Origin of the sequence: Cobetia sp. BMC6, from assembly GCF_029991385.1 — a bacterium.
GTDB lineage: Bacteria > Pseudomonadota > Gammaproteobacteria > Pseudomonadales > Halomonadaceae > Cobetia.
Map to the genome: position 1 here is coordinate 127,283 of NZ_JAKUMF010000004.1, position 24,304 is coordinate 151,586.

Sequence of the window (24,304 nt, forward strand, 5' to 3'; positions counted from 1 at the left end):
TATGGTTTTGAAGTGTAAACCTTGTAGCAACTACAGCTTCAAGCCCTGCCTAAGGAGTTTTACCATGTCGATGATCGGCCAAAGTATCAGCATTGGTGAGTTAGCACGACGAGCTGATTGCAAACCTGAAACAGTTCGTTATTACGAGCGTATTGGGTTGCTGCGCGATGCGACCCGAACCGGCGGAGGACAGCGCCGCTATGGAGACGACGCTGTGCGGCGTTTGACCTTTATTCGTCATGCCCGAGACTTTGGCTTTTCGGTGGAGTCAGTGCGAGAGCTTTTGGCCATGTCAGATCAACCTGATATGCCTTGCCAAGAAGTCGATGCCATCGCCACGCATCACCTAAAGCAAGTGGAGTCTCGCCTTCAACGACTCTCCGCACTGCGTGAGGAGCTTCAACGGATGGTCACGCAGTGTGCCGGTGGCAAAGTGGAAAGCTGTCGAATCATTGAGGTCATTAGTGATCATCAGCTCTGTATCACTGAAAACTCGCATGGAGGGGCTCACGACTTGGGTTAGCACTAACGCTACGCCCCACGCCCCATGGTTAGCCCAGCGAGACATCCAAAAACAGCATGAGCACCAATCCGATGGAGAGGCCCAGCGTGGCCTTTTTTTGGTGCCCGCTACGATGAGTTTCGGGAATAATCTCATGACTGATCACATACAACATCGCCCCCACTGCAAAGGCCAACCCCCAGGGCAGTAGCGCTTGTGACATGCTGATGACTCCAGCGCCTAATAAGCCACCCAACGGCTCAACAAGCCCCGTAAGGGCGGCAATCGTCCATGACCGCCAACGTGAATAGCCCACGCTTAGCAGTGATACTGCTACGGCCAGTCCTTCTGGGGCATTCTGAAGTCCAATGCCAATCGCTAGCGGCATGCCTCCTTCGCTTCCCCCTGCGCCAAAGGCCACGCCAACGGCCAGCCCTTCTGGCAGGTTGTGTATCGTAATGGCAATAATAAACAACCAGATACGGCGTAGTGAGGCAGCCTCTGGCCCTTCTCGCCCCTATTCGAAGTGCTCATGAGGTAAGAGCTCGTTCAGTAGTGCGACCATTCCAATCCCTAGCAAAATGGCCGCACAAGCAATGGCAGCCGGCACAACGCTACCGCCATAACGCAGCTCCGAGGCTTCTAAGGAGGGTATGATCAGTGAGAAGAAAGAGGCCGCTAGCATGACACCAGCGGCGAACCCCAACGCTAAATCGCGAACACCACGATTCGGTGTTTTGGTAAACAAGACAGGAAGCGCCCCTACAGCCGTCATCAAGCCCGCCGCAAGGCTTGCCAATACCCCCATGGTGACGGGAGAAACCTCTTCCATACCGATTACCTGTGTTGTGATAGATGAGTGATTACACGGCTTGGGTTCCATAACGAGACAAGCGCACTTTCACGTTACTAACCCCCATGCAACGTTGTTAAGCACGAGTGGTTACGGCTCGTTAAACGAGATCAAGTCATAAAGTGACGCCGTACCGATAGCTTGTTCTAAGCGATCTCTTGCCTCGTAAAGTGACGCTTGATATTCACTTTGAGTCGGCTGTTCGCCTAGCATGATGCGTTGACCTTGACCAAGGGGGTCAACAGGCTGGTTATTGACTCTCACTTCGTAATGCAGGTTGGGCCCCGTGGCGACCCCAGAGGCACCTACCTCTCCGAGCGACTCTCCCGCATTGACTAAATTCCCAACCACTAACTGTGGGGAAAATCGGCTAAGGTGTGTGTAGCGACTGATTGCCCCTGTGTCGTGCTCCACCTCGATCACCTGCCCATATCCCCCTTGGCGACCCATAAAGGATACGCGCCCAGGTGCGGTGGCAATGACCGGCGTTCCTGTCGGCGCAGCCAAGTCAATTCCATTATGAGGACGCATCCCTCCATACACAGGATGTCGCCGATTCCCAAAGCGAGACGTTAAGCGGGCACTAAGCACGGGCAACCGCAACGTGCCTAGCAGGGTGTCGCTTTTGAAAAGAGCTACGTCCCCCTTTTGGGTGACCGGCCAAATGACCTCCAAGGGCTCTGCCTGATCAGGCAGAGCGGCATAACTGAGGCGTGGTGGCCCAACACGGGTGCCGTCCTGGCGTCGATCTTCCTCCCACACTAATTGAATACGTTCACTGCCAGAAAACTCCAACGGCGCTTCGATAAACTCGCTGAGCAGTGTTTCCAGTTTAGTGGCGAAACGCGTTGGGACACCTTCTGCAGCCAAGGCCTCGTAGAGGGTGGTATCAATGACGACATCACGCCCAAAGGTTAGGGTATCAACGCTATCGAGCGGTAATGTGCCTTCTTGCTCGCTAGCCGCCTGTAACTTGACAGGGCTAAGTTCAGACGGCGGCAATGGCAGATGCGTTTGCCAATTGGCTTCGGCTAGCAAGGGGTAAAAGCCCACCAAGCCTAATAACCACCAGCGCTGCATCACTGGCCATCCCCTTCCCCAGAGATCTCCGCTACTTCACTCTCGACGGCATCAATCAGCTCTTGCATACCAAAGGGGTCTAAAGGCTCGCCATTGACAAAAAAGGTGGGTGTTTGGCGAATCTGATTGGCTCTGACATCCGCCATGTCTTGGTCAATCACCGCCTGCACCTCAGCAGAAGTCAGTTGCTCTTCGGCAGCCGCTAAATCAAGGCCTCCTTGGCTCGCGATATCGAGGATGGCGGATTCATCAAAACTGCCATGTGAAGCCCATTGATCCTGGCGAGCCAGCAGCCTCTCCAGTACCGGTTCAAAGACGCCCTGACGACGAGCAACTTCTAATACCCGAATGGCCTTGTCCGATACGTCGCCGTGGAAAGGAGTGTAGCGCACGATGAGCCGCACTTTTTCTGGGTAGGTTTCCAGAATACTTTTTGTCAGTGGGTAGAAGGCACGGCAGGCTTCGCAAGCCGGATCGAAGAATTCCACAATCGTCACCGGCGCGTCTTCTCGTCCCAAGATGGGGGAGTGTGGACGCACCAAGGAGTCCTCGGCCTGGACACCGCTCTCTTTTGCTGCCTGAGCTTGCATGTCTAAGAGGGCAGGCTTCGATACGGCGACGATTGCAGCGGTCAGCATTAACGTACCAGCTAATATAAAAGACGCTTTTTTGAACATGTTTCTCTCTCTGTCTCAACGATGGGGTGGAAAAGTAGGGTTGAAAAATAAGCCAATCGCTATGGGAGTAAGTCGATCGCTACCTACCTGAGCCGGGAGTCGGCCTCGGTCTGTCACTCGTGCCCATATAGATTGGCATTTTGATGCGCGTGATCACTATGCTCAAACTCTAGGCTAGAATGAGCAATACTGAAGCGCATTTTAAGCTGCTCCTTGATCTCTGCTTTGACGGATTCAAGCTGCTGCCAGCCGGTTTCTGTCAGAACCACGTGGCAGTCAAGGGCTGCCATGTTTTCCTGCATCTGCCATAGATGCACATGGTGAATATCCTGGACTCCCTCGATATTTCGGACGGTATCAACGACTGCCTGCCCGTCAATTTCCGGGGGAGACCCCAGCATTAGCGTACGGATAGGGCCACCAATTTCAGAGAAGGCAAGGTAAAGAATATATAGCGCAATCCCTATCGTGATGGCGGGGTCTACCCAGCGCATGTCGTACAGTAAAATAAGCGAACCACCGATAATCACAGCGATGGAGGCAAACGCATCCGATAAGTTATGCAGAAAAAGGGCGCGGATATTGACACTCTCTTTTTGCATTGACCACGTGAGCATGGCGGTAAGGGCATCGACGACGAGCGCGACGCCACCAATAATCACGATCGTCCATCCCTCCATCTCAGGGGGATCGATCATCCGCATAGCGCCTTCGTAAATCAGGTAGACGCCGACAATAATGAGGGTGGTGTAATTGATGAGTGCTGCCACTATCTCGATGCGGCCATAGCCAAAGGTCATATGCGCATCGGCGGGCCGTCTGGCGATTTTACGAGCGGAAAAAGCAATGACTAACGCTGCCATGTCTGAAAAGTTATGTAACGCATCAGCGATCAGCGATAAGCTTCCCGCCATAATGCCACCGACGATTTGAGCGATGGTTAAGAGCCCATTGGCCCATATGGAGATGCTGACGCGCCGGTCGCCAGAGGCAGGATCAATGTGAGGATGATCATGATGATGTCCCATCTGTTACCTTCTCTCGAATTATCTGTTCTTGGTACTATAAAACCTCTAGCAACTAAAGCTTCAACCCTTGAGCATTGTCTATTTGCATCGCTGGATTGGGAAGAGCGTCCCTTGCTCCCAAGCAAGTCATGGCGTGCTGGGCCGAAGTGATCATGTTTTAGGTGCGGGGCTCAATCCACTTCAACCGGTAACGTCCAATCCACCATGAGTAGATTCATTTATTTTGTCGAGGCGCACCTTGTCTGGTTTGTAATCGTCGTCGCGGGGGTAGGCTTACTCTTTCCGGCCACCGGAATAATGCTTGAGTTCGCGATTGGGCCATTACTGGCATTACTGATGTTGATCATCAGCCTCACATTCGATGCGCATGCAGTGCGCATCGTGTTCCGTAAGCCGTCACGGCAGTTGTTGGCATTGGGGCTGGTCTATGGGCCGATGTCGATTGCCGGGTGGCTAACGGGCCGTCTATTTTTTGGAAGCGGCCCACTGGCTGCTGGCCAAATCTTGCTCGGCACTCTGCCGACGGATGTGTCCTCTCCTCTTTTGGTACTGATGGCGAAAGGCAATGTGGCGCTTGCCGCTGTTTTCAACGCAGTCAACACCGCGTTATGTCCGTTCATTGTCCCCTTCCTGTTTTTATGGCTCACCGGCCTCCAGTTGGACGTGCCGCTTGGTTCAATTATTCTTGAATTAACACTAATCGTGCTTGTTCCTACCGTGATTGGGGTCAGCTTGCGGACAAAGTTTTCGGCTTTCTTTGCACGGCATGATTCAGCGTATGCAGGGATAGGGTCAATTCTGTATCTGCTGATCCTACTCGCCGTGGTCGGGCCGAATGCCACCACGATCATTGGCTATGGCTGGTATGCGTTTGTGATTGCGGGCGCGGCCCTGTGCCTCAATTTGATTGGCTACCTGGTAGGTATGTCCTCACGGTTACTCACCTCTGATCGCAAAGAGGTGATTACCTATCTTTTCACGGTCAGTAAAAAGGAATTCAGCATTGCCGCAGCGTTTGTCGCTGCTTCCGGTTTGCCATCAGAAATCGCGATTCCAGCCGCTTTTTTTGCCGTGATTCAAATGATCACTTCGCCCATCGCAGCGAAGATTCTCGCCCGTCACTGAAGGGATGGCCGTATCGGTTCTCCGTCAGAAGAGCAACCTGCACACGGTGTGTACTGGTTGCTCTTACCGACAAAACAGATACCGCCTACTTATAAGGTTACAAATAGTACCTACGCTAAGTCACTGCGACCAATACTGACCTTGCTAAAAGCATTTAACACAGAGGCTTCGCAGGGTATCTGTTCCTTTTTGGATTTAGGGTGCTTAAACGTATCGGCGAATCCTGGGCAGTGACGAACTAGTTTTTGGACAACACCTTCTACGTGCCGCACGTTAGACAGCACTTGGCGTAACCACTGCTCGAAGCTGCCTTGGTGGCTCAGCGTGAAGACCAAACCTTTATAGGAAGGAGGCTTGGATGCCTCCTCGCTACCGCCAGCTCTGGGTTTTGGAGGGCGTCGTTGAATCTCCATGAGATAGAGTGTTTGATCTAACACATGCACCCTAATGACGAGCACCCCGCGAGGTAGCTTGGTCTGAGTATCAATGTAAACCCAATTAGCGACTGTCGTTTTCACCTCCTCGTCTATTTCGAAAGGTTCGAGGCTGATCAACCGAGGGTCGGGGGAAGTGCTAAAGCCGTCTTCAAAGGTAAACCAGCTAACGCCACGAATCGTTGCGGGATAGGCCGATTGTAAATAGAGAAGCGCATTCCACATATCACGTAGAAAGCCCTGTGATTCCAGTGTAATAGGAGCATGAATAGAGGCCTGTCCGACCCCTTTTCCTGATCCATGTGGCTCCCCAGTGGAGAAAATGGTTTCGTCACCCGGAACGGGGACGCCTCGTGTATCGGGCACATTTTTTCGAGTATATCGTTTATCCAAGACAGCGCGAGGCTTACCTAAAATAACGAATTCGTCCTCAGGAAGGTCTAGCCAAGAAGAGCCATGGTCGGGCTCTTCATCATCCGTCAGGTCAATGACATCGGGGATGTCTTGAAGCTGATGATAGGGAAATTGAGTGGGAGCATCATCGCCATCGGTGGCTGGTACTGTCGTTGACTTGACTTCTCTCTTTCGCGGTGGATCGTGGCACCGTCGGGCTGCGTACAGCCTAATATCTGCAATCCTAGAAATGTGTTGCCACCATCAATCGGAACGCCAGAAACAGAGATTTCCCCGCTGCCCTGGAACCAAGGCGTGACCTCAAAAAGTATCCTATCTGCGGGGAAGCGGGCTTCAATCTGTGAGTAAATGCTTCTGGCAGCCTGTTCAGCATAGGGATCGTACAGCATATGCGCGAGCAAAATAGCATCGTGTTTATGAACACGATACGTAAATTTGACAGGCCACGTACCTGGGGATGCAGGCGCGTTAAGCGGTCGATAAAGACGCTCTTTTACTTCTTCCCAAGGGTAAGTGGCGAGCACCCGCTTGATTTCAGATGATCGACCGTAAACGCGTGCAAAAAATTCGGTGCAAGGGATGAGCAGATGTTTGCCACCTGGGAGGTAAAATTCAATCAGGTACGATTTGTGTTTTCTGTCCAGCGGTAAATAGCTTGCCTCATGAAAGGAGGTATAGAGGCTGCGCCCTGCTTTGTGTAAGTCGTCTAAGGAGACAATCCGCCAGCCGCCCGGAGAGAACGAAACAGGGAATGTTTTCTCCTCAAATGCGATGCGGGAGTTGCTCACGCCCTTTTCCCAGACGGAGCCGATTCTCAATAGCCCGACATGCGTTAAGACCGTCGTTCGCTTAATCACATCTCCTAATTTGTTCTCCTGATCAATAGGTCTTAAAAATACATAAATTTTAGGGACGCTTTGTGAGCGGATATTTTTGAAGATAGGCCCGTACCACCAAACGACCAAGCGCTCAGTTTCGTCTTTAAGGGTGCCATCTTGAAAGCTAAAGGTTCTGCATTGTTTGAGAGAAACGGTCACAAGGGCGTGCTCTATGTAAACTCAACATAGAGATTGTCGCAGTAATTATTGTTTAGTCGCAACAATTGTTGGAAATGACAGCCACCGCCCACCAGCGCGACCCCACTGGCCGTGTGGTGCGGAGCACGAAAAGGCCGCTGACCCCAGCGCTCCATGATCGGCAGGCCACATACCGAGCGCACCGCCGCGACTTCCAGTGCCTCCCCTTCGCCCAGTGGCGGCAAGATGCCGGACAGGCGACTGGCCAGCATCGTCTTGCCGGTGCCCGGCGGACCAGCGAATAGCAGGTTGTGGCCGCCCGCCGCGGCGATCTCCAGTGCCCTGCGTGCCTGATGCTGGCCACGCACCTCGCTCAGGTCGGGCTCTGGCAGGCGCGCCTGGGGAATGATCGAGCACACATGCGCTGTGAGGCGCTCGCGCCCCAGCAGGTGGGCCACCAGCTCCAGCAGGTGGCCCACCGCCAGGACTTCCAACTCCTCGGCGAGTGCCGCCTCGTCGGCATTGCCGCGCGGCACCACCAGCGTCCGCCCCGCCTTGCGACAGCAGAGTGCGGCTGGCAGCACGCCAGTCACGGCGCGGATGCTGCCATCGAGCGCCAGCTCACCCAGGCACTCCATCGCAGCTACGGCTTCTTCCGGTATCTGCCCTGAGGCAACCAGAATCCCCAGCGCAATGGGCAGATCGAAGCGTCCGCCTTCCTTGGGGAGGTCCGCTGGCGCCAGATTGAGGGTGATACGGCGCGCCGGAAACTCGAAGCCGGCATTGAGCAGCGCACTGCGCACCCGCTCACGACTCTCCTTCACCGCCGCTTCCGGCAAGCCGACGATGGACAGCCCCGGCAAGCCGTTGGAAAGGTGTACCTCCACCTGAACTTCCGGCGCTTCGAGACCAAGTGACGCGCGCGTGCGCAACATTGCCAATGACATGAGTCTTCCCTGCGTGATGCCGCCTCTCAGTTGCACGGCGCAATCGGAGCAGGCCCTGGCCTGCCATGAGCACGAAGGCACACACCGCTGCCAACCCTCCCAGCATGGCAAACCTCATACCCCCCAGACGGCGAGCGCCTCAACGCTCGGGCGCTCGACAATTGCCGCAAGGCTTCGCATCCCCCCACGACACTGCCATGCATCACCTGAAAATGTGTGTTCAGATGACGATTCTCGCGCATATAACGTAAACCTCTTTACGCCCCAGGATACCGAAATTACTGGATGCGTAACTAATAGACAGGCTGTGGACAAGATTACATAATCATCGCGTGTGGACATTTTTTGAGCGCTCAAAACTTCATCAGTCAACACGCTGATACCATCGATGATCAAACGTGCCAACGTCAGACCAGGCAATCCACAGCCTTCACATCTCCAGTCAACAGAAATTAAACTCAATAAGCACAGACAGGTTCTTGGACACTCGACTCAGTCGAGTGATGAAAGCCATGTCAGAGATCAGGTTGAATCAGAGAAGGCGCATGCGCTGCGCTCGAGGAATTTGCACGAGTATCGGGTTGTTGATGCCTAGGGATTGGCGCCTGAGGACCTGGCACTGGGTGACGACTTGTTGCTGCCTGGTAGTTGAGAGCATCTGGCGCCCTGCGGCTGCGGCTGCGACTGCGGCTGCGGCTGCGACTGCGACTGCGACTGCCATTTCAGCTTCACGCGTCGCAACGCACCCGGGTGCTGACGATGCGGGTCGCTCGCCAGCATTGCCGACAAGCGCTCACGGCGGATTAAAAGTAGCGGTTTCGCCAGCACTTTCCACGCAAAAGCGCCTGTTTTGGCGCATTTCAGCGCCACCAGGCGCCACACGGGAATGGCGAGAGGCCGACTTGATACCTGCCTGCACCAAGAAAGTGCTCATACAGGGGCCATGGCGCCCTCGAGAGAACCACAAGAGTGCCGCCGGACGGGGACTGCTGTATATTTGATCGGTTGTCCCGGCCTTGCCGGGATGACCGCCAAGCTGTCTCACGGAACGCCGCCGATGCGCGGCAGAGAATCGTCCAACCCACGGAAAGGGCCAGCCATTCAGGACGACTTCGGCTTGTTTCAGGAGCACTACCCATGCAAGACATGCTTGCCCCGCTGGCATCCCTGGCGGATGTGATCGGCATGCTAGGCACCACTCTGGTCGTCGGCGCCTTCTTCCTGCTGCAGCTCGGCAGACTCGATGCCCGCAGCCTGACCTACAACCTGATGAATCTGAGCGGGGCGATCCTGCTGTTGATCAGCCTGTGCATCAATTTCAACCTCGCCAGCTTCGTGATCGAGATCTTCTGGATCATCGCCTCAGTGGTAGGTCTGGTGCGCTGGATGCTGGGCACTCGTCCCCAGACTGCCTGAGGCTTCCCCCGGAATCAGCGGCGCCCATGACGCAAAAAACCGCCACGCCCCGAAAGGGCGTGGCGGTTTTGGTTCAGCCGTCACCTGACGAGTCAGGCGTCGCGCTGGCGCTCGATCTCCGCGGCGTGGCTGGCGGCTTCACGCTTCGCCACCGCGGCTTCCCCCTCGTCATCCACTGGCATGGCGGGCTCGGCAGCCGGTGCATTGCCCGCTACCAGCCCTTGCTTTTCCAGCAGTGCCTCAAGAGCGATGACCTGCTTTTCCAGCGACTCGACGCGGCTGCGCGTACGCGTCAGCACATCCATCATGATGTCGAAGTCTTCACGCGAGACCAGTTCCATGCGGTCGAAGGCACCGCGCATCACCCCTTGCACGGACTTCTGCAGCTCTTCCGGGCCATGCGAGGCATCCTGCAGGCGCTCACCGATCTGCTGGGCCATACGCCCGATGACGTCATTCTTGAACATGCTGCACCTCAGCCGTTGCGGGCCGGCAGCCGCGTCGTGCGGACTGCCGGTCAGAAAATGATGACACCCCTGTACATGGGGCCGTCGTGTCCTGCTGCAAGGATACGCAACCCTGGAGTCGGGTGCATGCCCCGCATCGTCCTGCACCAGACAATCCTCATCGGCAGGCACACACCTGCACCACATTAGCACTTGCCCCCACACCCAAAGGCGCAGAAGCAGCACCATTACGGTGCATGCCAGGTGACCTCCGGATTCAGCCATCTTTGCACAGGCCGAAAGACGGTCAGCCATCTGGCGATAACCAGATGAGTTACAAGGATTTTCAGCCTCATGGCACATCTCGTGCGATGCACTTGTCAGGAACAGGCCGCCAGCTCATCTGACTGGCCATGCTTAACAAGAATGATCATTCCGGTAGCGAACGGGGGCAGCACATGAAACTGATCACCGCCATCATCAAACCCTTCAAGTTGGACGACGTACGAGAAGCACTGGCCGACAACGGCGTGCAGGGGATTACCGTCACCGAAGTGAAGGGCTTCGGACGTCAGAAGGGGCACACCGAGCTGTATCGCGGTGCCGAGTACGTCGTCGACTTCCTTCCCAAGGTCAAGATTGAAGTGGCTATCGATGACAGCAGTGTGGAATCGGTACTGGACGCCATCACCCAGGCGGCCAACAGCGGCAAGATCGGCGACGGCAAGCTGTTCGTCACTCCGCTGGACGATGTCATCCGTATCCGCACCGGTGAACGCGGCGCCGACGCTGTCTGAGCCCCGCGCACAATAACAAGGAGAACCCCGCATGAACGAGATCATCGAGGTCAAGTACGCACTTGATACCTTCTACTTCCTGGTCTGTGGCGCCCTGGTGCTATGGATGGCAGCCGGCTTTGCCATGCTCGAGGCCGGTCTGGTCCGCGCCAAGAACACCACCGAGATCCTGACCAAGAACGTGGCGCTGTTCGCCATCGCCTGCACCATGTACATGGTCGTCGGTTACCACATCATGTACTCGAGCGCCGAAGGCGGCTTCCTGCCGAGCCTGGGCTTCCTGATCGGTGCCGAGAATACCGCTGAGGAAGCGCTCGCTTCCGGTGGCGACATCTACTACAGCGCTCGTTCCGACTTCTTCTTCCAGGTGGTGTTCGTGGCAACCGCCATGTCCATCGTCTCCGGTGCGGTCGCCGAGCGCATGAAGCTGTGGGCCTTCCTGGCCTTCGCCGTGGTCATGACTGGCGTCATCTACCCGGTGCAGGGTTACTGGACCTGGGGTGGCGGCTTCCTGAGCGCAGCGGGCTTCAGCGACTTCGCCGGCTCCGGCATCGTGCACATGGCCGGCGCTTCCGCCGCTCTGGCAGGTGTGCTGCTGCTGGGCGCTCGCAAGGGCAAGTACGGCAAGAACGGTGAGATCAATGCCATCCCGGGCGCCAACCTGCCGCTGGCCACGCTGGGTACCTTCATCCTGTGGCTGGGATGGTTGGGCTTCAACGGCGGCTCCGAGCTGGTGCTGTCCAACATCGATGAAGCCAACGCGGTCGCTCAGGTCTTCGTCAACACCAATGCCGCTGCCTGTGGTGGTGTCATCGCCGCGCTGATCCTCGCCCGTCTGTGGTTCCGCAAGGCTGACCTGACCATGGCCCTCAACGGCGCGCTGGCTGGCCTGGTCGCCATCACTGCGGGTCCGCTGGCACCGAGCGTCGGTGCTGCCACCCTGATCGGCGCCGTCGGCGGTCTGCTGGTCGTGTTCTCCATCGTCGGTCTCGACAAGCTGAAGATCGATGATCCGGTCGGTGCCATCTCCGTGCACGGTGTGGTCGGTCTCTGGGGTCTGCTGGCCGTGCCGCTGACCAATGACGATGCCACCTTCTCCGCACAGCTGCTGGGCGCCGCCTCCATCTTCGCCTGGGTGTTCATCGCAAGCCTCGTGGTGTGGCTGATCATCAAGGCCATCATGGGGATCCGCGTCAGCGAGGAAGAAGAGTACGAAGGTGTGGATCTGGCCGAATGTGGCATGGAGGCCTACCCGGAATTCACCTCCAGCCGCAAGTAAGCCTGGACGTGACAGCATCTGCAGCCTCAAGACTCCCGCCACCTGGCGGGAGTCTTTTTTCCTGACTGGATAAGCGGTGTATGCTTGAGTTAGAGACCGGCGTGACGAGCAGGCCTCGTTACCCGCACCATCACCCAAGGAGAGACACGATGAAACTGGTCACTGCCATCATCAAGCCATTCAAGCTCGACGACGTGCGCGAATCCCTGTCGGAGATTGGCGTGCAGGGTATCACCGTGACCGAGGTCAAGGGATTCGGCCGCCAGAAGGGCCACACCGAGCTGTATCGGGGTGCCGAGTACGTGGTCGACTTCCTTCCCAAGGTGAAGCTGGAAGTCGCGGTGGATGACGCCATGATCGATTCCGTGATCGAGGCGATCACCAATGTCGCCAACACCGGCAAGATCGGCGACGGCAAGATCTTCGTCTCACCACTGGAGCAGGTCATTCGCATCCGTACCGGCGAGACCGGCAAGGACGCCGTCTGAGCCTCTGGCGCAAGCCCCTGGCTGACGTGCTGCCCCGACCGCTGACATGAGCACACAAAAAACCGCAGGCCATCGGCCTGCGGTTTTTTGTTTCAGCACTTGCCGTTCATGCGTGATGCTCGCGGATCACTTCTCGACGAAGGCGCGCTCGATCACATAGTCACCCGGCACGCCCATCTTCGGCGAGATGGCGAAGCCACGCGCATCCAGCATGGCGCTGATGTCGTCGAGCATCGCCGGGCTGCCGCAGATCATGGCGCGGTCGCGCTTCGGATCCAGCGGCGGCAGGCCGATGTCCTCGAACAGCTTGCCGTTCTCGACCAGGTCCGTGATGCGGCCCTGGTTGCGGAACTCCTCGCGCGTCACGGTCGGGTAGTAGATCAGCTTCTCGGCGATCTCTTCGCCCAGATACTCGTGCTTGGGCAGCTCTTCCGCGATCATGTCGGCATAGGCCAGCTCGGAGACATGGCGCACACCGTGCATCAGGATGATCTTGTCATAGCGCTCATAGGTTTCCGGGTCCTGGATGACACTCAAGAACGGCGCCAGGCCGGTGCCTGTGGAGAACAGGTAAAGATTCTCGCCCGGCAGCAGATCGTCCAGTACCAGCGTGCCTGTCGGCTTGCGAGAGACCATGATCTGATCGCCCGGCTGCAGGTGCTGCAGGCGTGAGGTCAGCGGGCCGTCCTGCACCTTGATGGAGAAGAACTCGAGGTGCTCCTCGTAGTTCGGGCTGGCGATCGAGTAGGCGCGCATCAGCGGCTTGCCTTCGACTTCCAGGCCGATCATCACGAACTGGCCGTTCTTGAAGCGCAGGCTGTCTTCACGCTGAGTGCGGAAACTGAACAGCGAATCGTTCCAGTGATGGACGTCGATGACTTCGGTTGTGGTCAGACTGCTCACCTGATGGCCTCCCGGGGCGTGACCCCTCGAATTCAATATTCTATCTTGGCATAAACAAATAACAGCTTATGACCCAATGAACTATGCAGCGATTGTAGTCACTGCAGGGTTATGCGTTAAATGGTTTATCTGGATATAGGTTATCTAGTTTACCAATATTGGTTGCGAATGAATCGCATTTCAACCTCGATCGTGCAGGATCCGTCCGCTCTGACGGCGAATCCTGCGTTGCGTTCACTTTCGCCTCCTCACCTCTGCCCCTTCACTGCATGCCCCGGGAGGTCGAATGCGCTACAGTCTTCGCCAGCTGGCCGTCTTCGTGGCGGTGGCGCGGCATGACAATGTCTCTCTGGCCGCCGACAGTCTGGCCATGTCGCAATCAGCGGCCAGCACGGCACTGGCCGAGCTGGAACGTCAGTTCGATTGCCGGCTGTTCGATCGCCATGGCAAGCGCCTGCGACTCAATGGCCTGGGGCGTGAGCTGCTGCCCAAGGCGATCGCACTGCTGGACCAGGCCGAGGAGCTGGAGCAGCTGCTTGGTCAGCAGGACGCCACCGGCTCGCTGGAAATCGGCGCGACGCTGACCATCGGCAACTACCTGGCGCCTCAGATCATCGGTGACTTTCTGCACCATCATCCCGCCAGCCGTGTCGAGCTGCACGTGCACAACACCCATCAGCTGATCGACAAGCTGGTGCACTTCGAACTGGACATCGGGCTGGTGGAAGGCGAGGTGGAGCATCCGCTGCTGGAGGCGACCCACTGGGTCAGTGATCGGCTGAGCATCTTCTGTGCGCCGTCACACCCGCTGGCACAGGGTGAGGTAACGCTTGAGCGTCTGCTGGCGGCACGCTGGATCATGCGCGAGCGTGGCTCCGGCACACGCGGCACCTTCGAGCAGGCATTGCGCCCGCACCTGGAAGGGCCTTCGACCAGCGTTTCCCAGCGCCTCGACATCATGCTGGAGCTGGAACACACCGAAGCCATCAAGCGCGCCGTGGAAGCGGGGCTCGGCATCGGCTGCATCTCGCGCCTCGCGCTGAGAGATGCGTTTCGGCGCGGCAGCCTCGTCGAGCTGCCCACTCCATGGCTGGAGCTGACCCGCGCCTATCGCTTCGTCCACCATCGTGATCGCTTCATCACCCAGGCGATGCGCGAATTCGTCGCCGGTTGCCGCAACCTGAGCGGCAGCGCCTCACGCAGTGACGAGATCATCCTGCCGCAGGTACCGTGATTCGCACATGCACGGCCTTCAGCAACCGAGCCTGATGGCACAGAGCATCAAGGCACCATCCCTCTTGTCACGGGAATCACAATAATAGTGACCACTTACACACAGACGCCGCCAACGTTACCGCTGGCGGCGTCCTGGTCTCTGGATGACGGGGGGGTGTGATCAGTGAGTCAGGCCGGTGAAACGTGCCTTGATCTCATCAGCGCTCTCGTGGGAGAGGTCCTTGTCGAAGGTTTCCGTCACCAGCTTGGCGACCGGCTTGTCGAGCTTGTCGCGCAGCGCCCCCAGGAACTTGGGCGCAGCGGCGATGATCAATTCATCGAACTTGCCGTCATTGGCCGTCTGCTTGAGGTATTGCGCGACTTCCTTGGCGAAGAAGTCCTGATGCTTGTCAGAGGTCGCGCCATCATCGCCAGTCTGATGCAGGCTGCCGTGACCGCCGCTGGATTCACCCTTGCCACCGGTTCTCAGGTCACCGGTATGCTGGCGGCTTTCAGGATGTACGAGGCTTTCCACTTCGGTGACCTTGCCAGCGGCACGGGCAAAGATACGTGCACGGGCGGCGTCGGCAGCAACGATGTAAGTAACCATTTACACACTCCCTGTCTCTCGTAAGGCGTCGTTGATGAGGAATGACGATCATCGCTTCGCTTTCAATTGACTACATGCTGGCACCCTTGCGCACATTCAACCCTTGCCGCTCATTTCCCGCTCACCACCCCGCCAGCCCGACGCCGGAAGATCGACAGGAAAGCAGATAATCAAAAACGCCAGGGCCGCCCCGAAGGGCGGCCCTGGCGTCTGATGCCTGTCACTGGCGACTGACTGGCTTGCGTGCTGCTGGTCTTACCAAGCTTGCCAATCCAGCTCCTCCGATGCAACGGGTCTGGCAGCGCGGGGGCTGGAGTCCTGTGCGGAGAGAGTGCCAGCGCTGCGTGTCGCCATTGCGGGCGGCTGCGCAGGGCCATCCAGACGGAAGCGTCCCACCATCTCGGCCAGACGCGCCGACTGCTCGGAAAGCGCATCCGCTGCCGCGGCGGATTCCTCGACCAGCGCCGCATTCTGCTGTGTCACCTGGTCCAGCTCGGCTACGGCGCTGGAGACCTGTCCGACACCGTGATTCTGCTCCTGGGTGGCATGGCTGATCTCGCCGATCACCTCACTGACGCGCATGACGCTGGCGACGATTTCGTTCATGGTGCTGCCGGCCACCCTGACCTGTTCGGCACCATTGCGCGTGCGCTCGTTGGCGGAGCTGATCAACGTGGCGATTTCCCGCGAGGCCTCGGAAGAGCGCTGGGCGAGGGTACGCACCTCACCGGCCACCACCGCGAAGCCACGCCCCTGCTCGCCGGCACGGGCCGCCTCGACGGAGGCATTCAATGCCAGCAGGTTGGTCTGGAAGGCGATGGAGTCCATGACACTGACGATCTCGGTGATCTTGCGCGAATCATCATCGATGCCCTGCATGGTGGTGACGACCTCTCCAATCACCTCACCGCCGCGACGCGCGACCTCACTGGCCGACTTGGCCAGCCCGTCAGCTTCATGTGCGGAGTCCGCGGACTGGGCGACGGTGCCGGAAATCTGCTCCATCGAGGCCGAGGTTTCCTGCAGATTGGCCGCCGCCTGCTCGGTGCGTGACGACAGATCCTGGCTGCCCTGGCTGATCTCGGCGGCGGCGGTCTGCACCGCACCGCTGGCGAGGCGAATCTCGCTGAGCACGCCATTGAGGGTCGAGACGAAGCGGTTGAAGGCATTACCGATCTCGGCGACTTCATCACGCCCGCTGACCTGAATGCGCCGCGTGAGATCGCCCTCCCCCGCGGCGATATCCACCAGCGCATCACGCACCAGCGCCAGGCCGCGCAGACTGCGACTGGCGATCCACGACATCACGGCAGCGGCTCCCAGCAACACCAGCAGCGTCATGGCCAGCGTGGTCCACAGCTGGGCATAAAGCGGTGCATTCGAGTCGGCCACATCCAGGGCCAGCGCCAGACGCCAACCGGCATCACCCAGCCCTGTCGAATCAAGCTCGGCACTGAACATGCGGTACTCACGCTGCTGGATATCGACCACCAGTGCCGACTGGCCAGCGGCCACCAGGCGACTGCTGCTGGTCAGGGTCTCGGGCGTCAGGGCCGATGCGAGTGCACTCATCGGCTTGAGCACCAGGGCATCATCCGGGTGGGCGATCAGCGTGCCGGTATCGTCGATCAGGAAGGCGAAACTGTTGGGCGTCGGCGAGAGTTCGGCGACCGTTCGAGTGATGAACGCCAGCGGCAGATCACCACTGACCACGGCGACCAGCCGTGAGCCACGATAGACCGGCGCCGCCACACTGATTTCCAGTTCGCCACTGGTAGCTCCGACATAGGGCGCCGTGATGACGGGCTTGCCGGCCGCCACCGCCGCCTGGTACCAGCCGCGTTGGCGCGGGTCATAACCTGCCCGCCCCGGGCGCCCATCGAAGTAACGGAAACGACCATCCGGGAAGCCGACATAGGTCTTGCTGAAGTCGCCCTGCTTCATCGCCTGGGTCAAGGCGGCATCGGGGAAGTTCTCGAGGCTACTGGCCGCGATTCCGCTCACCGCATTGATATGTACGCTGAACCACTGGCTCAACTGGGCGGCGTTCGATCTCAGCAACTGTTGCTGGTAGTCGCTCTCATCGGCATGCGTATTGCGGAACGTGGTCCAGGCATTCAGGCTGCTGACGACCACCAGCGCCACCAGCACTATCGCCACACAGGCTAACGTGATGCGCGCACGTAACGAGGCAAACATCGCCACTCCTTGGTTCGAATCCATCGGGAAGGGGGCCGGGGGCCGCCAGCGCAGAGCGCGTCGGTCTGCCCTCGGTGGCAAGGCATGCGGGCATGCGGTGTACCGCCGTCATCATCGGCACGTGCCGCCCTCTGTATCGGCATGCCCGGCCTTTCCTTTACCCCGCCAGCCACATGCAACGCTCCTCCATCGTTGCCGGAACCGACACTGGCGTCGCGACTCCCGGACATGACGTCGATAGCGAAGTGCGTGCTAACATCCGCCCAACGCGGGGTACCGCCTGCCCGTCTGCCACCGCTCCCCTCATCCTGTGGTCTTTTTCGGAGAAGTTTCGATGCGCAATCTACTCCTGATGCGCCGCCCGCTGCCCCGGCGCGTGCTGGTCACCGCTCACCTGATGCTGCAGCTGGGATTGCTGGCGGCTGCCTGCGGCTGGACGCTGCAGCACTTGACGCCCATCGGGCCTGACAATTCGCTGGTCGCGCAGTGGCCGGTACTGGCGCAGGGTGCCGGCGGCTTCCTGCTCGCCTTCGTGATGACGCGCCTGCTGTTCGAGTTGCTGATGGCGCCGCATCACCTGCTGAGCATTCGCGGGGCCAATCACACCCTGGATGCCGCGGCGCTGGTGACGCGCTCCATCTCGCGCCGCCCGGCGGTGCACGACAATGACGACAGCTGGGTCGGCAAGCCGCGCAGCGTCACCTGGCCGCGCGAAGGCGAAGAAGCCCCCGCTGCCACAGCGGCGACGGCGACATCTGCCAATGCTCCTGCCGCTGCATCGCCCAAGGCCGCGGCCAAGCCGCAGGAGCCAAGTCTGGGTAGCGATGAAGAGCTGCCAGACACCCGCAGCAGCAAAGTACGCCGCACCGAGCCCAGCCTCTAGGCAAGCCTCTTTATTCAGAGGAACGAATTGATAGTGATCACCCACTAACTACTTTGCGACTCACACACGAAAACGCCCCGCGTGATGGAAATCACGCGGGGCGTTGTCTTTTGACGGCTTACAGCATCCGATCAGTCCGTGGCCTCAATGCCCCAGAATCTGGCTGAGGAACAGCTGAGTCCGCTCGGACTGCGGGTTGTTGAAGAACGGCTCCGGCGCGTTCTCTTCGATGATCTGGCCCTGATCCATGAAGATGACGCGATCGGCGACGGTCTTGGCGAAGCCCATCTCGTGGGTCACGCACAGCATGGTCATGCCCTCATTGGCCAGTTCGACCATGACATCCAGCACTTCCTTGATCATCTCCGGGTCCAGCGCCGACGTCGGCTCATCGAACAGCATCACCTCCGGGCTCAGGCACAGCGAGCGCGCGATCGCCACACGCTGCTGCTGGCCGCCGGACAGCTGACCGGGGAACTTGTGGGCCTGATCGGCGATGCGCACGCGCTCCAGGTACTTCATGGCTTCCGCTTCCGCCTCGCGGCGCGGCCGCTTCTGCACCCAGATAGGCGCCAGACAGCAGTTCTCGAGCACCGTCAGATGCGGGAACAGGTTGAAGTGCTGGAATACCATGCCGACGTTGCGACGGATCGCCTCGATCTGCTTGATGTCCTGGGTCAGCGGCATGCCGTTGACCACGATATCGCCTTCCTGATGCTCCTCGAGATGATTGATGCAGCGGATCATCGTCGACTTGCCGGACCCCGAAGGGCCACAGATGACGATACGTTCGCCCTTGCGCACGCTCAGGTTGATGTCGCGCAGCACGTGGAAGTCGCCGTACCACTTGTTGAGGCCCTTGAGCTCGATCATCGGGCGCTCATCGGCGCCGGTGTTGCCCTGCGAGGCGGATGTTGTCGTTGTCATGATGAAGATTCCTTGGCGCCGTGATCAGCGCTTCTTGTGACCGGTATGCAGCAGGCGCTCGAGATACTGGCTGTAGCGCGACATGCTGAAGCAGAAGACCCAGAAGACCAGCGCCACGAAGGCATAGCCCTCGATGGAGTAGCCCAGCCATTTGGGGTCGGCGAGACCGGCCTGCACGATGGCGAGCAGATCGAAGAGCCCGATGATCAGTACCAGCGAGGTGTCCTTGAACAGGGCGATGAAGGTATTCACGATGCCGGGAATCATCAGCTTGAGCGCCTGGGGCAGCACGATCAGCCCCATGTTGCGCCAGTAGCCCAGTCCCAGCGCCATGCCAGCCTCGGTCTGCCCCTTCGGGATCGCCTGCAGGCCACCACGCACCACTTCCGCCATGTAGGCACTCTGGAACAGGGTGATGCCGATCAGCGCACGCACCAGCTTGTCGAGATTGACCTCACCGGGCACGAACAGCGGCAGCATCACCGAGGCCATGAACAGCACCGTGATGAGCGGCACACCGCGCCAGAACTCGATGAACACCACACAGATGCTCTTCACGATCGGCATTTCGGAGCGACGCCCCAGCGCCAGCAGGATCCCCAGTGGCAGTGCCGCTACGATACCCACCACCGCCAGCACCAGCGTCAGCATCAGACCGCCCCACTCGTGGGTGCCGACGATCTCGAGGCCGAAGCTGCCGCCATGCAGCAGGAAGTAGGCAATGAAGGGGAACACCGCCAGGCTGACGATGGCGACCCAGCCCTTGGCCGGCAGCTTCGGAATCGCCAGCCAGGCGATCAGAGCCGCAAAGACGGCGAAGACGATATCGACCCGCCAGGTTTCCTCACTCGGGTAGAAGCCGTAGATGAACTGATCGAGACGCGCACTGATGAACACCCAGCAGGCGCCCTCCCCCGTGCAGTCCTCTCGTGAGGTACCGCTCCAGCTGGCATCGATCAGCGCCCATTGCAGGCTGGGCACCACCAGCAGGTAGACCAGATACAGCGCGAACAGCGTGAACAATGTATTGATCGGTCCGGCGAACAGATTGGCTCGCAGCCAGGCCACCGCGCCGATGCTGTCGCTCGGCGCCGGACGGGAATCGATCATCTTCTCGGTGACCCGTGACAGGGTCTTTTCAATCGACATGGGCAGACCCTCAGCGCTCGACCAACGCCATGCGGGCGTTGAACCAGTTCATGAACATGGAGACCAGCAGACTGATGGTCAGATAGACCAGCATCGTCATGGCGATCACCTCGATGGCCTGACCGGTCTGGTTGAGCGTGGTACCCGCGAAGACCGAGACCAGATCGGGGTAGCCGATGGCCGTGGCCAGCGACGAGTTCTTGATCAGGTTCAGGTACTGGCTGGTCAGCGGCGGGATGATGACGCGCAGCGCCTGCGGCACCACCACCAGACGCAGTGTCATGCCACCGGACAGCGACAACGCCCGTGAGGCTTCGGTCTGGCCGTGCGGTACCGCTTCGATGCCGGAACGCACGATCTCGGCGATGAAGGCTGCGGTATAGACCGACAGCGCGACCCACAGGGCGAGGAACTCGGGAACGACCGTGATGCCGCCACGGAAGTTGAACCCCTTGAGTTCCGGCAGCTCCCAGCTCAGCGGCATGCCCATCGCGAAGTAGGCCAGCAGCGGCGCCACGATGATCAGACCGAGCGAGATCCAGCCCGCCGGCAGGCGCTGACCGGTACGTGCCTGCCGCTGTCGGTTCCAGTAGCTGAAGATGCCGCTGGCGACGATGGCCAGCACGAACACGGCGATCACCACCGAGAAACCGCTGGAGGTGATGGGGGCCGGCACGAACAGACCACGCACGTTGAGGAAGAATGCCTCGCCCAGCGACAGCGAGCCACGCGGACTCGGCAGGGTTCTCAAAACGGCGAAATACCAGAAGAAGATCTGCAGCAGCAGCGGGATGTTGCGGAAGACTTCGATATAGACCGCCGCCAGTCGCGAGATCAGCCAGTTGGGGGACAGACGCGCGACCCCCATGATGAAGCCGATCACGGTCGCGGCAATGACACCCAGTGCGGATATCAACAAGGTATTGAGCAGGCCGACGATGAAGGTATCGCCATAGGTGGATTGCTCGGAATAGTCGATCAGGCTCTGCAGGATGCCAAAGCCTGCGGTGTTGTCCAGAAAGGCAAAGCCGGTGGTGATGCCACGGCTTTCGAGGTTGGTCAGGGTATTGCTGACGATGATCGCCAACACACCGAACACGCCTGCCAGCATCAATAGCTGGAAGATCAGTGCCCGCTTGGCCGGGTCACGCCAGAATGGCGGCTTGACCGTGGCCGGCGGGCGAGAAGCAGGTTGTGTCATACAGGCAATCTCCGCCGGAAAGCTATGCGACTTCCGCCTGCCGTCCTATCGAACGGCAGGTCAGTTATCTCTCGGCACTCGATGAATGGGTCACGAGGAACAGGCTGGGCCTCACAGGCCAGGCCTCATCAACTGGGGGCCCACATGACGCTGGCCAGAGGAAGTGGAGCAAGACGCTCACTTCCCCTGGCCAGCGTCCTTGCTCAGCCTGTCATGAGGGGCAAGGCCCACCCGCAGTACAGGGCGAGCCCGCGCATCAGCGAACCGGCGGGGCGTACTGGACGCCGCCATCGGTCCACAGTGCGTTCAAGCCACGCTCGATACCCAGTGCGGAGCCGGTACCCACATTGCGCTCGAACATCTGGCCGTAGTTACCGACCTGCTTGATGACCTGGTAGGCCCAGTCAGCCGGCAGCCCCATGGCTTCGCCGTAGTTGCCATCGGCACCGACCAGACGCGCGACGTTCGGGTTGGTATCTGCCTTCTTCTCTTCGATGTTGTCGGAGGTCAGCCCCATCTCCTCGGCATTGATCTGCGCGAACAGGGTCCATTTGACGATGTTGAACCACTGGTCATCGCCCTGACGGACGACGGGGCCCAGCGGTTCCTTGGAGATGACTTCCGGCAGCACCATCGCGGACGCCGGATCGGAGAGCTTGATACGCAGCGCGTAGAGCTGGGACTGGTCGGAGGTCAGAACATCACAACGGCCAGCCTCAAAGCCCTTGACGGTCTGATCGGAGGTATCGAAGACGACCGGTTCGAAGGACATGTCGTTGAGGCGGAAGTAGTCCGCCAGGTTCAGCTCGGTGGTGGTACCGGACTGGATGCAGACTGCCGCGCCGTCCAGTTCCTTGGCACTGGAGACGCCCAGGTCCTTGCTGACCATGAAGCCCTGACCGTCGTAATAGTTCACGCCAGCGAAGTTGAGGCCCAGTGAGGTGTCACGGGTCGCCGTCCAGGTGGTGTTGCGGGACAGGACATCAATCTCGCCGGACTGCAGCGCGGTGAAACGCTCCTTGGCCGTCAGCGGTACATAGCGCACCTTGCTGGCATCGCCCAGCACGGCTGCCGCGACGCCGCGGCAGACGTCGACATCGAGGCCCTGCCAGTTACCGGCGTCATCCGGTGCCGAGAAGCCCGGCAAGCCGGTGCTGACGCCACACTGGACAAAGCCCTTTTCCTTGACGCTATCCAGGGTCGCGGCACTGGCGCCTGTCGCCATGGAGGCGGCCAGGACAGCGGCGCTAGCGATCAGCAGTGGCTTCTTGTTGTTATGCATCGTGATTCCCTCGCGAAAGTCTGGAGTCCGCTCGATCAGCCTCGAGTCAGAAGTGGTGCAATGCATTGCATGGCACCTATCGACAATAGCAAGCCGCGTTCCAATTTCCGCCTGTCGCGTGATCCGCTGCGTTCAACGCTGAAAAAAGCATTGAAGCCCAGTGATATAGGCCAAATCCTCGGGGTGGGGCGGCGGATCATTCCGCACGAATGGCGCTCAGTTAGGCTCATGGTGGGACCAGTTCGCCTCATATCGGTGCAAAATAAAAACGGCCGTTTCATTGCGAAACGGCCGTTGGCGGTGCAGCGATGTAGCGCGAGTGTCAGATTGCGACCAATGTCTCGGTCTGTCTGACTCAACGCTTGTTCATCCCATCAGTCACGTTTTCGTGCCTGATGGGGCTTGCTTGCCACCGCAAGGTGCATGCGGATCACTTCTCCAGCAGGCGCTGCATGAAGGGCGGTAGCACCAGGGCGGCGCGATGGGCTTCGACGGTATAGAAGTCACGCGCGAAGGTGGCGGCAGCGGCGTCTTCCTCGCGGAAGGACTTCACATCACAGCCCTTGCCCGCCAGGGTGCAGCTCCACCAGCCGGACGGATACACCGGCTGCGGGAACGGCAGGGTCGCGACGCTATCAAAGCCCGCTTCGCCCATGTCGTTGCGCAGGTCCTTGATGATGGAATCGGTGTGATAGAGCGGAGACTCGCTCTGCTGCACCATCAGGCCGCCCTGCTTGAGGATACGATGGCAACGCTTGAGGAAGTCGGTCTTGAACAGACCTTCCGCCGGGCCGACCGGATCGGTGGAATCGACGATCAGCACATCGATGCTCTCGTCCGGGCAGTTGTCGACCCACTTGACGCCATCCTCGAACAGCAGCTCGGCGCGCGGGTCGTCATTGGACTCGACCAGCGCCGGGAAGAATTGCTCGGAGGCACGCGTGACCGCCGGATCGATATCGATCTGGGTGACCTTCTCCACGCCCGGGTGCTTGAGCACCTCACGCAGGGTCCCGCAATCGCCACCGCCGATGATGACGACACGCTTGGGGTCTGCATGAGCGAACAGCGCCGGATGCGACATCATCTCGTGATAGAGGAAGTTGTCACGGTCAGTCAGCATCACGCAGCCGTCCAGCACCATCAGATTGCCGTAGGTCTCGGTGGCATAGACTTCGAGATGCTGATAAGGAGTCTGCTCGTCATGCAGCTTGTGGCTGACCTTGAGCGAGAAGGCGCTGCCGTGGCGATCGAAGATTTCGGTAAACCAGGAGCCATCGAGACGTTCGGTCATGGGGGACCCTCGCATTGGATATCACAGACGGGATATCAAGGTATGGATAGAGACGGCACGATGGCCATCGGAAATTGCGCCAACCAGCACTGCGCCAGCATCAAGCCGGCAGTTCACGGCCCGCATGACGATCACGTGT

General features: G+C 59.1%; 22 protein-coding genes and 2 pseudogenes. 8 read left to right on the plus strand and 16 right to left on the minus strand.

Annotated features, from left to right (window positions below):
- The first annotated feature begins 64 nt into the window (after positions 1 to 64).
- Positions 65 to 523, plus strand: coding sequence for a helix-turn-helix domain-containing protein (locus MKZ40_RS10075; protein ID WP_175088981.1), 459 nt, complete (start codon positions 65 to 67; stop codon positions 521 to 523).
- Between the two features lie 28 nt (positions 524 to 551).
- On the opposite strand, the pseudogene MKZ40_RS17215 reads toward MKZ40_RS10075, so the two are convergent.
- From MKZ40_RS17215 to MKZ40_RS10100, 4 genes and pseudogenes are all read right to left on the minus strand, one after another.
- A pseudogene (locus MKZ40_RS17215) lies at positions 552 to 1,334 on the minus strand (ZIP family metal transporter).
- Positions 1,335 to 1,445: 111 nt separating this feature from the next.
- A complete protein-coding gene (locus MKZ40_RS10090) occupies positions 1,446 to 2,435 on the minus strand; it encodes a M23 family metallopeptidase (RefSeq protein ID WP_175088980.1) in 990 nt (329 codons plus the stop codon).
- A complete protein-coding gene (locus MKZ40_RS10095) occupies positions 2,435 to 3,112 on the minus strand; it encodes a thioredoxin domain-containing protein (RefSeq protein WP_175088979.1) in 678 nt (225 codons plus the stop codon). Before MKZ40_RS10095 ends, MKZ40_RS10090 begins: the two co-directional genes overlap by 1 nt.
- Before the next feature lie 113 nt (positions 3,113 to 3,225).
- A complete protein-coding gene (locus tag MKZ40_RS10100) occupies positions 3,226 to 4,140 on the minus strand; it encodes a cation diffusion facilitator family transporter (protein ID WP_175088978.1) in 915 nt (304 codons plus the stop codon).
- A 204-nt stretch (positions 4,141 to 4,344) separates the two neighbouring features.
- Between MKZ40_RS10100 and MKZ40_RS10105 the strand changes: the two genes are divergently transcribed.
- Complete coding sequence (locus MKZ40_RS10105) at positions 4,345 to 5,265, plus strand: bile acid:sodium symporter family protein (protein ID WP_175088977.1); 921 nt, start codon at positions 4,345 to 4,347, stop codon at positions 5,263 to 5,265.
- Positions 5,266 to 5,375: 110 nt separating this feature from the next.
- Here MKZ40_RS10105 and MKZ40_RS10110 read toward each other — a convergent pair whose 3' ends face one another.
- The 3 genes and pseudogenes from MKZ40_RS10110 to MKZ40_RS10120 all read right to left on the minus strand — a co-directional run.
- Positions 5,376 to 6,065: a hypothetical protein gene (locus MKZ40_RS10110; RefSeq protein ID WP_175088976.1), complete on the minus strand. Its 690-nt coding sequence runs from the start codon at positions 6,063 to 6,065 to the stop codon at positions 5,376 to 5,378.
- A gap of 113 nt (positions 6,066 to 6,178) precedes the next feature.
- Positions 6,179 to 7,150: a hypothetical protein gene (locus MKZ40_RS10115; protein WP_175088975.1), complete on the minus strand. Its 972-nt coding sequence runs from the start codon at positions 7,148 to 7,150 to the stop codon at positions 6,179 to 6,181.
- Positions 7,151 to 7,230: 80 nt separating this feature from the next.
- Positions 7,231 to 8,076, minus strand: a pseudogene (locus tag MKZ40_RS10120) (magnesium chelatase domain-containing protein); the annotation flags it as partial.
- A 1,137-nt stretch (positions 8,077 to 9,213) separates the two neighbouring features.
- Here MKZ40_RS10120 and MKZ40_RS10125 point away from each other — a divergent pair.
- The gene (locus MKZ40_RS10125; RefSeq protein WP_217485823.1) at positions 9,214 to 9,492 is read left to right on the plus strand and encodes a hypothetical protein; all 279 of its coding nucleotides are present in this window, start codon (positions 9,214 to 9,216) and stop codon (positions 9,490 to 9,492) included.
- A 92-nt stretch (positions 9,493 to 9,584) separates the two neighbouring features.
- Here MKZ40_RS10125 and MKZ40_RS10130 read toward each other — a convergent pair whose 3' ends face one another.
- A complete protein-coding gene (locus MKZ40_RS10130) occupies positions 9,585 to 9,959 on the minus strand; it encodes an accessory factor UbiK family protein (RefSeq protein ID WP_175088973.1) in 375 nt (124 codons plus the stop codon).
- A 437-nt stretch (positions 9,960 to 10,396) separates the two neighbouring features.
- Between MKZ40_RS10130 and MKZ40_RS10135 the strand changes: the two genes are divergently transcribed.
- From MKZ40_RS10135 to glnK, 3 genes are all read left to right on the plus strand, one after another.
- On the plus strand, positions 10,397 to 10,735 hold the full coding sequence (locus MKZ40_RS10135; protein WP_175088972.1) for a P-II family nitrogen regulator: 339 nt from the start codon (positions 10,397 to 10,399) through the stop codon (positions 10,733 to 10,735).
- Positions 10,736 to 10,766: 31 nt separating this feature from the next.
- A complete protein-coding gene (locus tag MKZ40_RS10140) occupies positions 10,767 to 12,014 on the plus strand; it encodes an ammonium transporter (RefSeq protein ID WP_175088971.1) in 1,248 nt (415 codons plus the stop codon).
- A 149-nt stretch (positions 12,015 to 12,163) separates the two neighbouring features.
- Positions 12,164 to 12,502: a P-II family nitrogen regulator gene (gene glnK / locus MKZ40_RS10145; protein ID WP_024951507.1), complete on the plus strand. Its 339-nt coding sequence runs from the start codon at positions 12,164 to 12,166 to the stop codon at positions 12,500 to 12,502.
- Between the two features lie 126 nt (positions 12,503 to 12,628).
- On the opposite strand, the gene MKZ40_RS10150 is transcribed toward glnK, so the two are convergent.
- A complete protein-coding gene (locus MKZ40_RS10150) occupies positions 12,629 to 13,405 on the minus strand; it encodes a ferredoxin--NADP reductase (RefSeq protein WP_043331585.1) in 777 nt (258 codons plus the stop codon).
- Positions 13,406 to 13,691: 286 nt separating this feature from the next.
- On the opposite strand from MKZ40_RS10150, the gene MKZ40_RS10155 reads away from it, so the two are divergent.
- A complete protein-coding gene (locus MKZ40_RS10155) occupies positions 13,692 to 14,639 on the plus strand; it encodes a LysR family transcriptional regulator (RefSeq protein ID WP_175088970.1) in 948 nt (315 codons plus the stop codon).
- A gap of 162 nt (positions 14,640 to 14,801) precedes the next feature.
- Here the strand turns inward: MKZ40_RS10155 and MKZ40_RS10160 are convergent, their stop codons facing one another.
- The gene (locus tag MKZ40_RS10160) at positions 14,802 to 15,230 is read right to left on the minus strand and encodes a host attachment protein (RefSeq protein WP_175088969.1); all 429 of its coding nucleotides are present in this window, start codon (positions 15,228 to 15,230) and stop codon (positions 14,802 to 14,804) included.
- Between the two features lie 255 nt (positions 15,231 to 15,485).
- A complete protein-coding gene (locus MKZ40_RS10165) occupies positions 15,486 to 17,429 on the minus strand; it encodes a methyl-accepting chemotaxis protein (RefSeq protein ID WP_254627026.1) in 1,944 nt (647 codons plus the stop codon).
- Between the two features lie 334 nt (positions 17,430 to 17,763).
- Between MKZ40_RS10165 and MKZ40_RS10170 the strand changes: the two genes are divergently transcribed.
- Entirely contained in the window at positions 17,764 to 18,312 is a 549-nt protein-coding gene (locus MKZ40_RS10170) for a hypothetical protein (protein ID WP_175088968.1), read from the plus strand.
- A gap of 144 nt (positions 18,313 to 18,456) precedes the next feature.
- On the opposite strand, the gene MKZ40_RS10175 is transcribed toward MKZ40_RS10170, so the two are convergent.
- From MKZ40_RS10175 to speE, 5 genes are all read right to left on the minus strand, one after another.
- Positions 18,457 to 19,185, minus strand: coding sequence for an amino acid ABC transporter ATP-binding protein (locus MKZ40_RS10175; RefSeq protein WP_043331784.1), 729 nt, complete (start codon positions 19,183 to 19,185; stop codon positions 18,457 to 18,459).
- Positions 19,186 to 19,263: 78 nt separating this feature from the next.
- Positions 19,264 to 20,388, minus strand: a complete 1,125-nt coding sequence (locus MKZ40_RS10180; protein WP_175088967.1) for an amino acid ABC transporter permease — start codon at positions 20,386 to 20,388, stop codon at positions 19,264 to 19,266.
- Positions 20,389 to 20,398: 10 nt separating this feature from the next.
- Complete coding sequence (locus tag MKZ40_RS10185) at positions 20,399 to 21,589, minus strand: amino acid ABC transporter permease (protein WP_175088966.1); 1,191 nt, start codon at positions 21,587 to 21,589, stop codon at positions 20,399 to 20,401.
- A 256-nt stretch (positions 21,590 to 21,845) separates the two neighbouring features.
- Positions 21,846 to 22,871, minus strand: a complete 1,026-nt coding sequence (locus MKZ40_RS10190; protein WP_166019078.1) for an amino acid ABC transporter substrate-binding protein — start codon at positions 22,869 to 22,871, stop codon at positions 21,846 to 21,848.
- A 430-nt stretch (positions 22,872 to 23,301) separates the two neighbouring features.
- Positions 23,302 to 24,165 (minus strand): polyamine aminopropyltransferase, encoded by an 864-nt coding sequence (gene speE / locus MKZ40_RS10195; RefSeq protein ID WP_175088965.1) that lies wholly within the window; start codon positions 24,163 to 24,165, stop codon positions 23,302 to 23,304.
- Positions 24,166 to 24,304 lie beyond the last annotated feature (139 nt).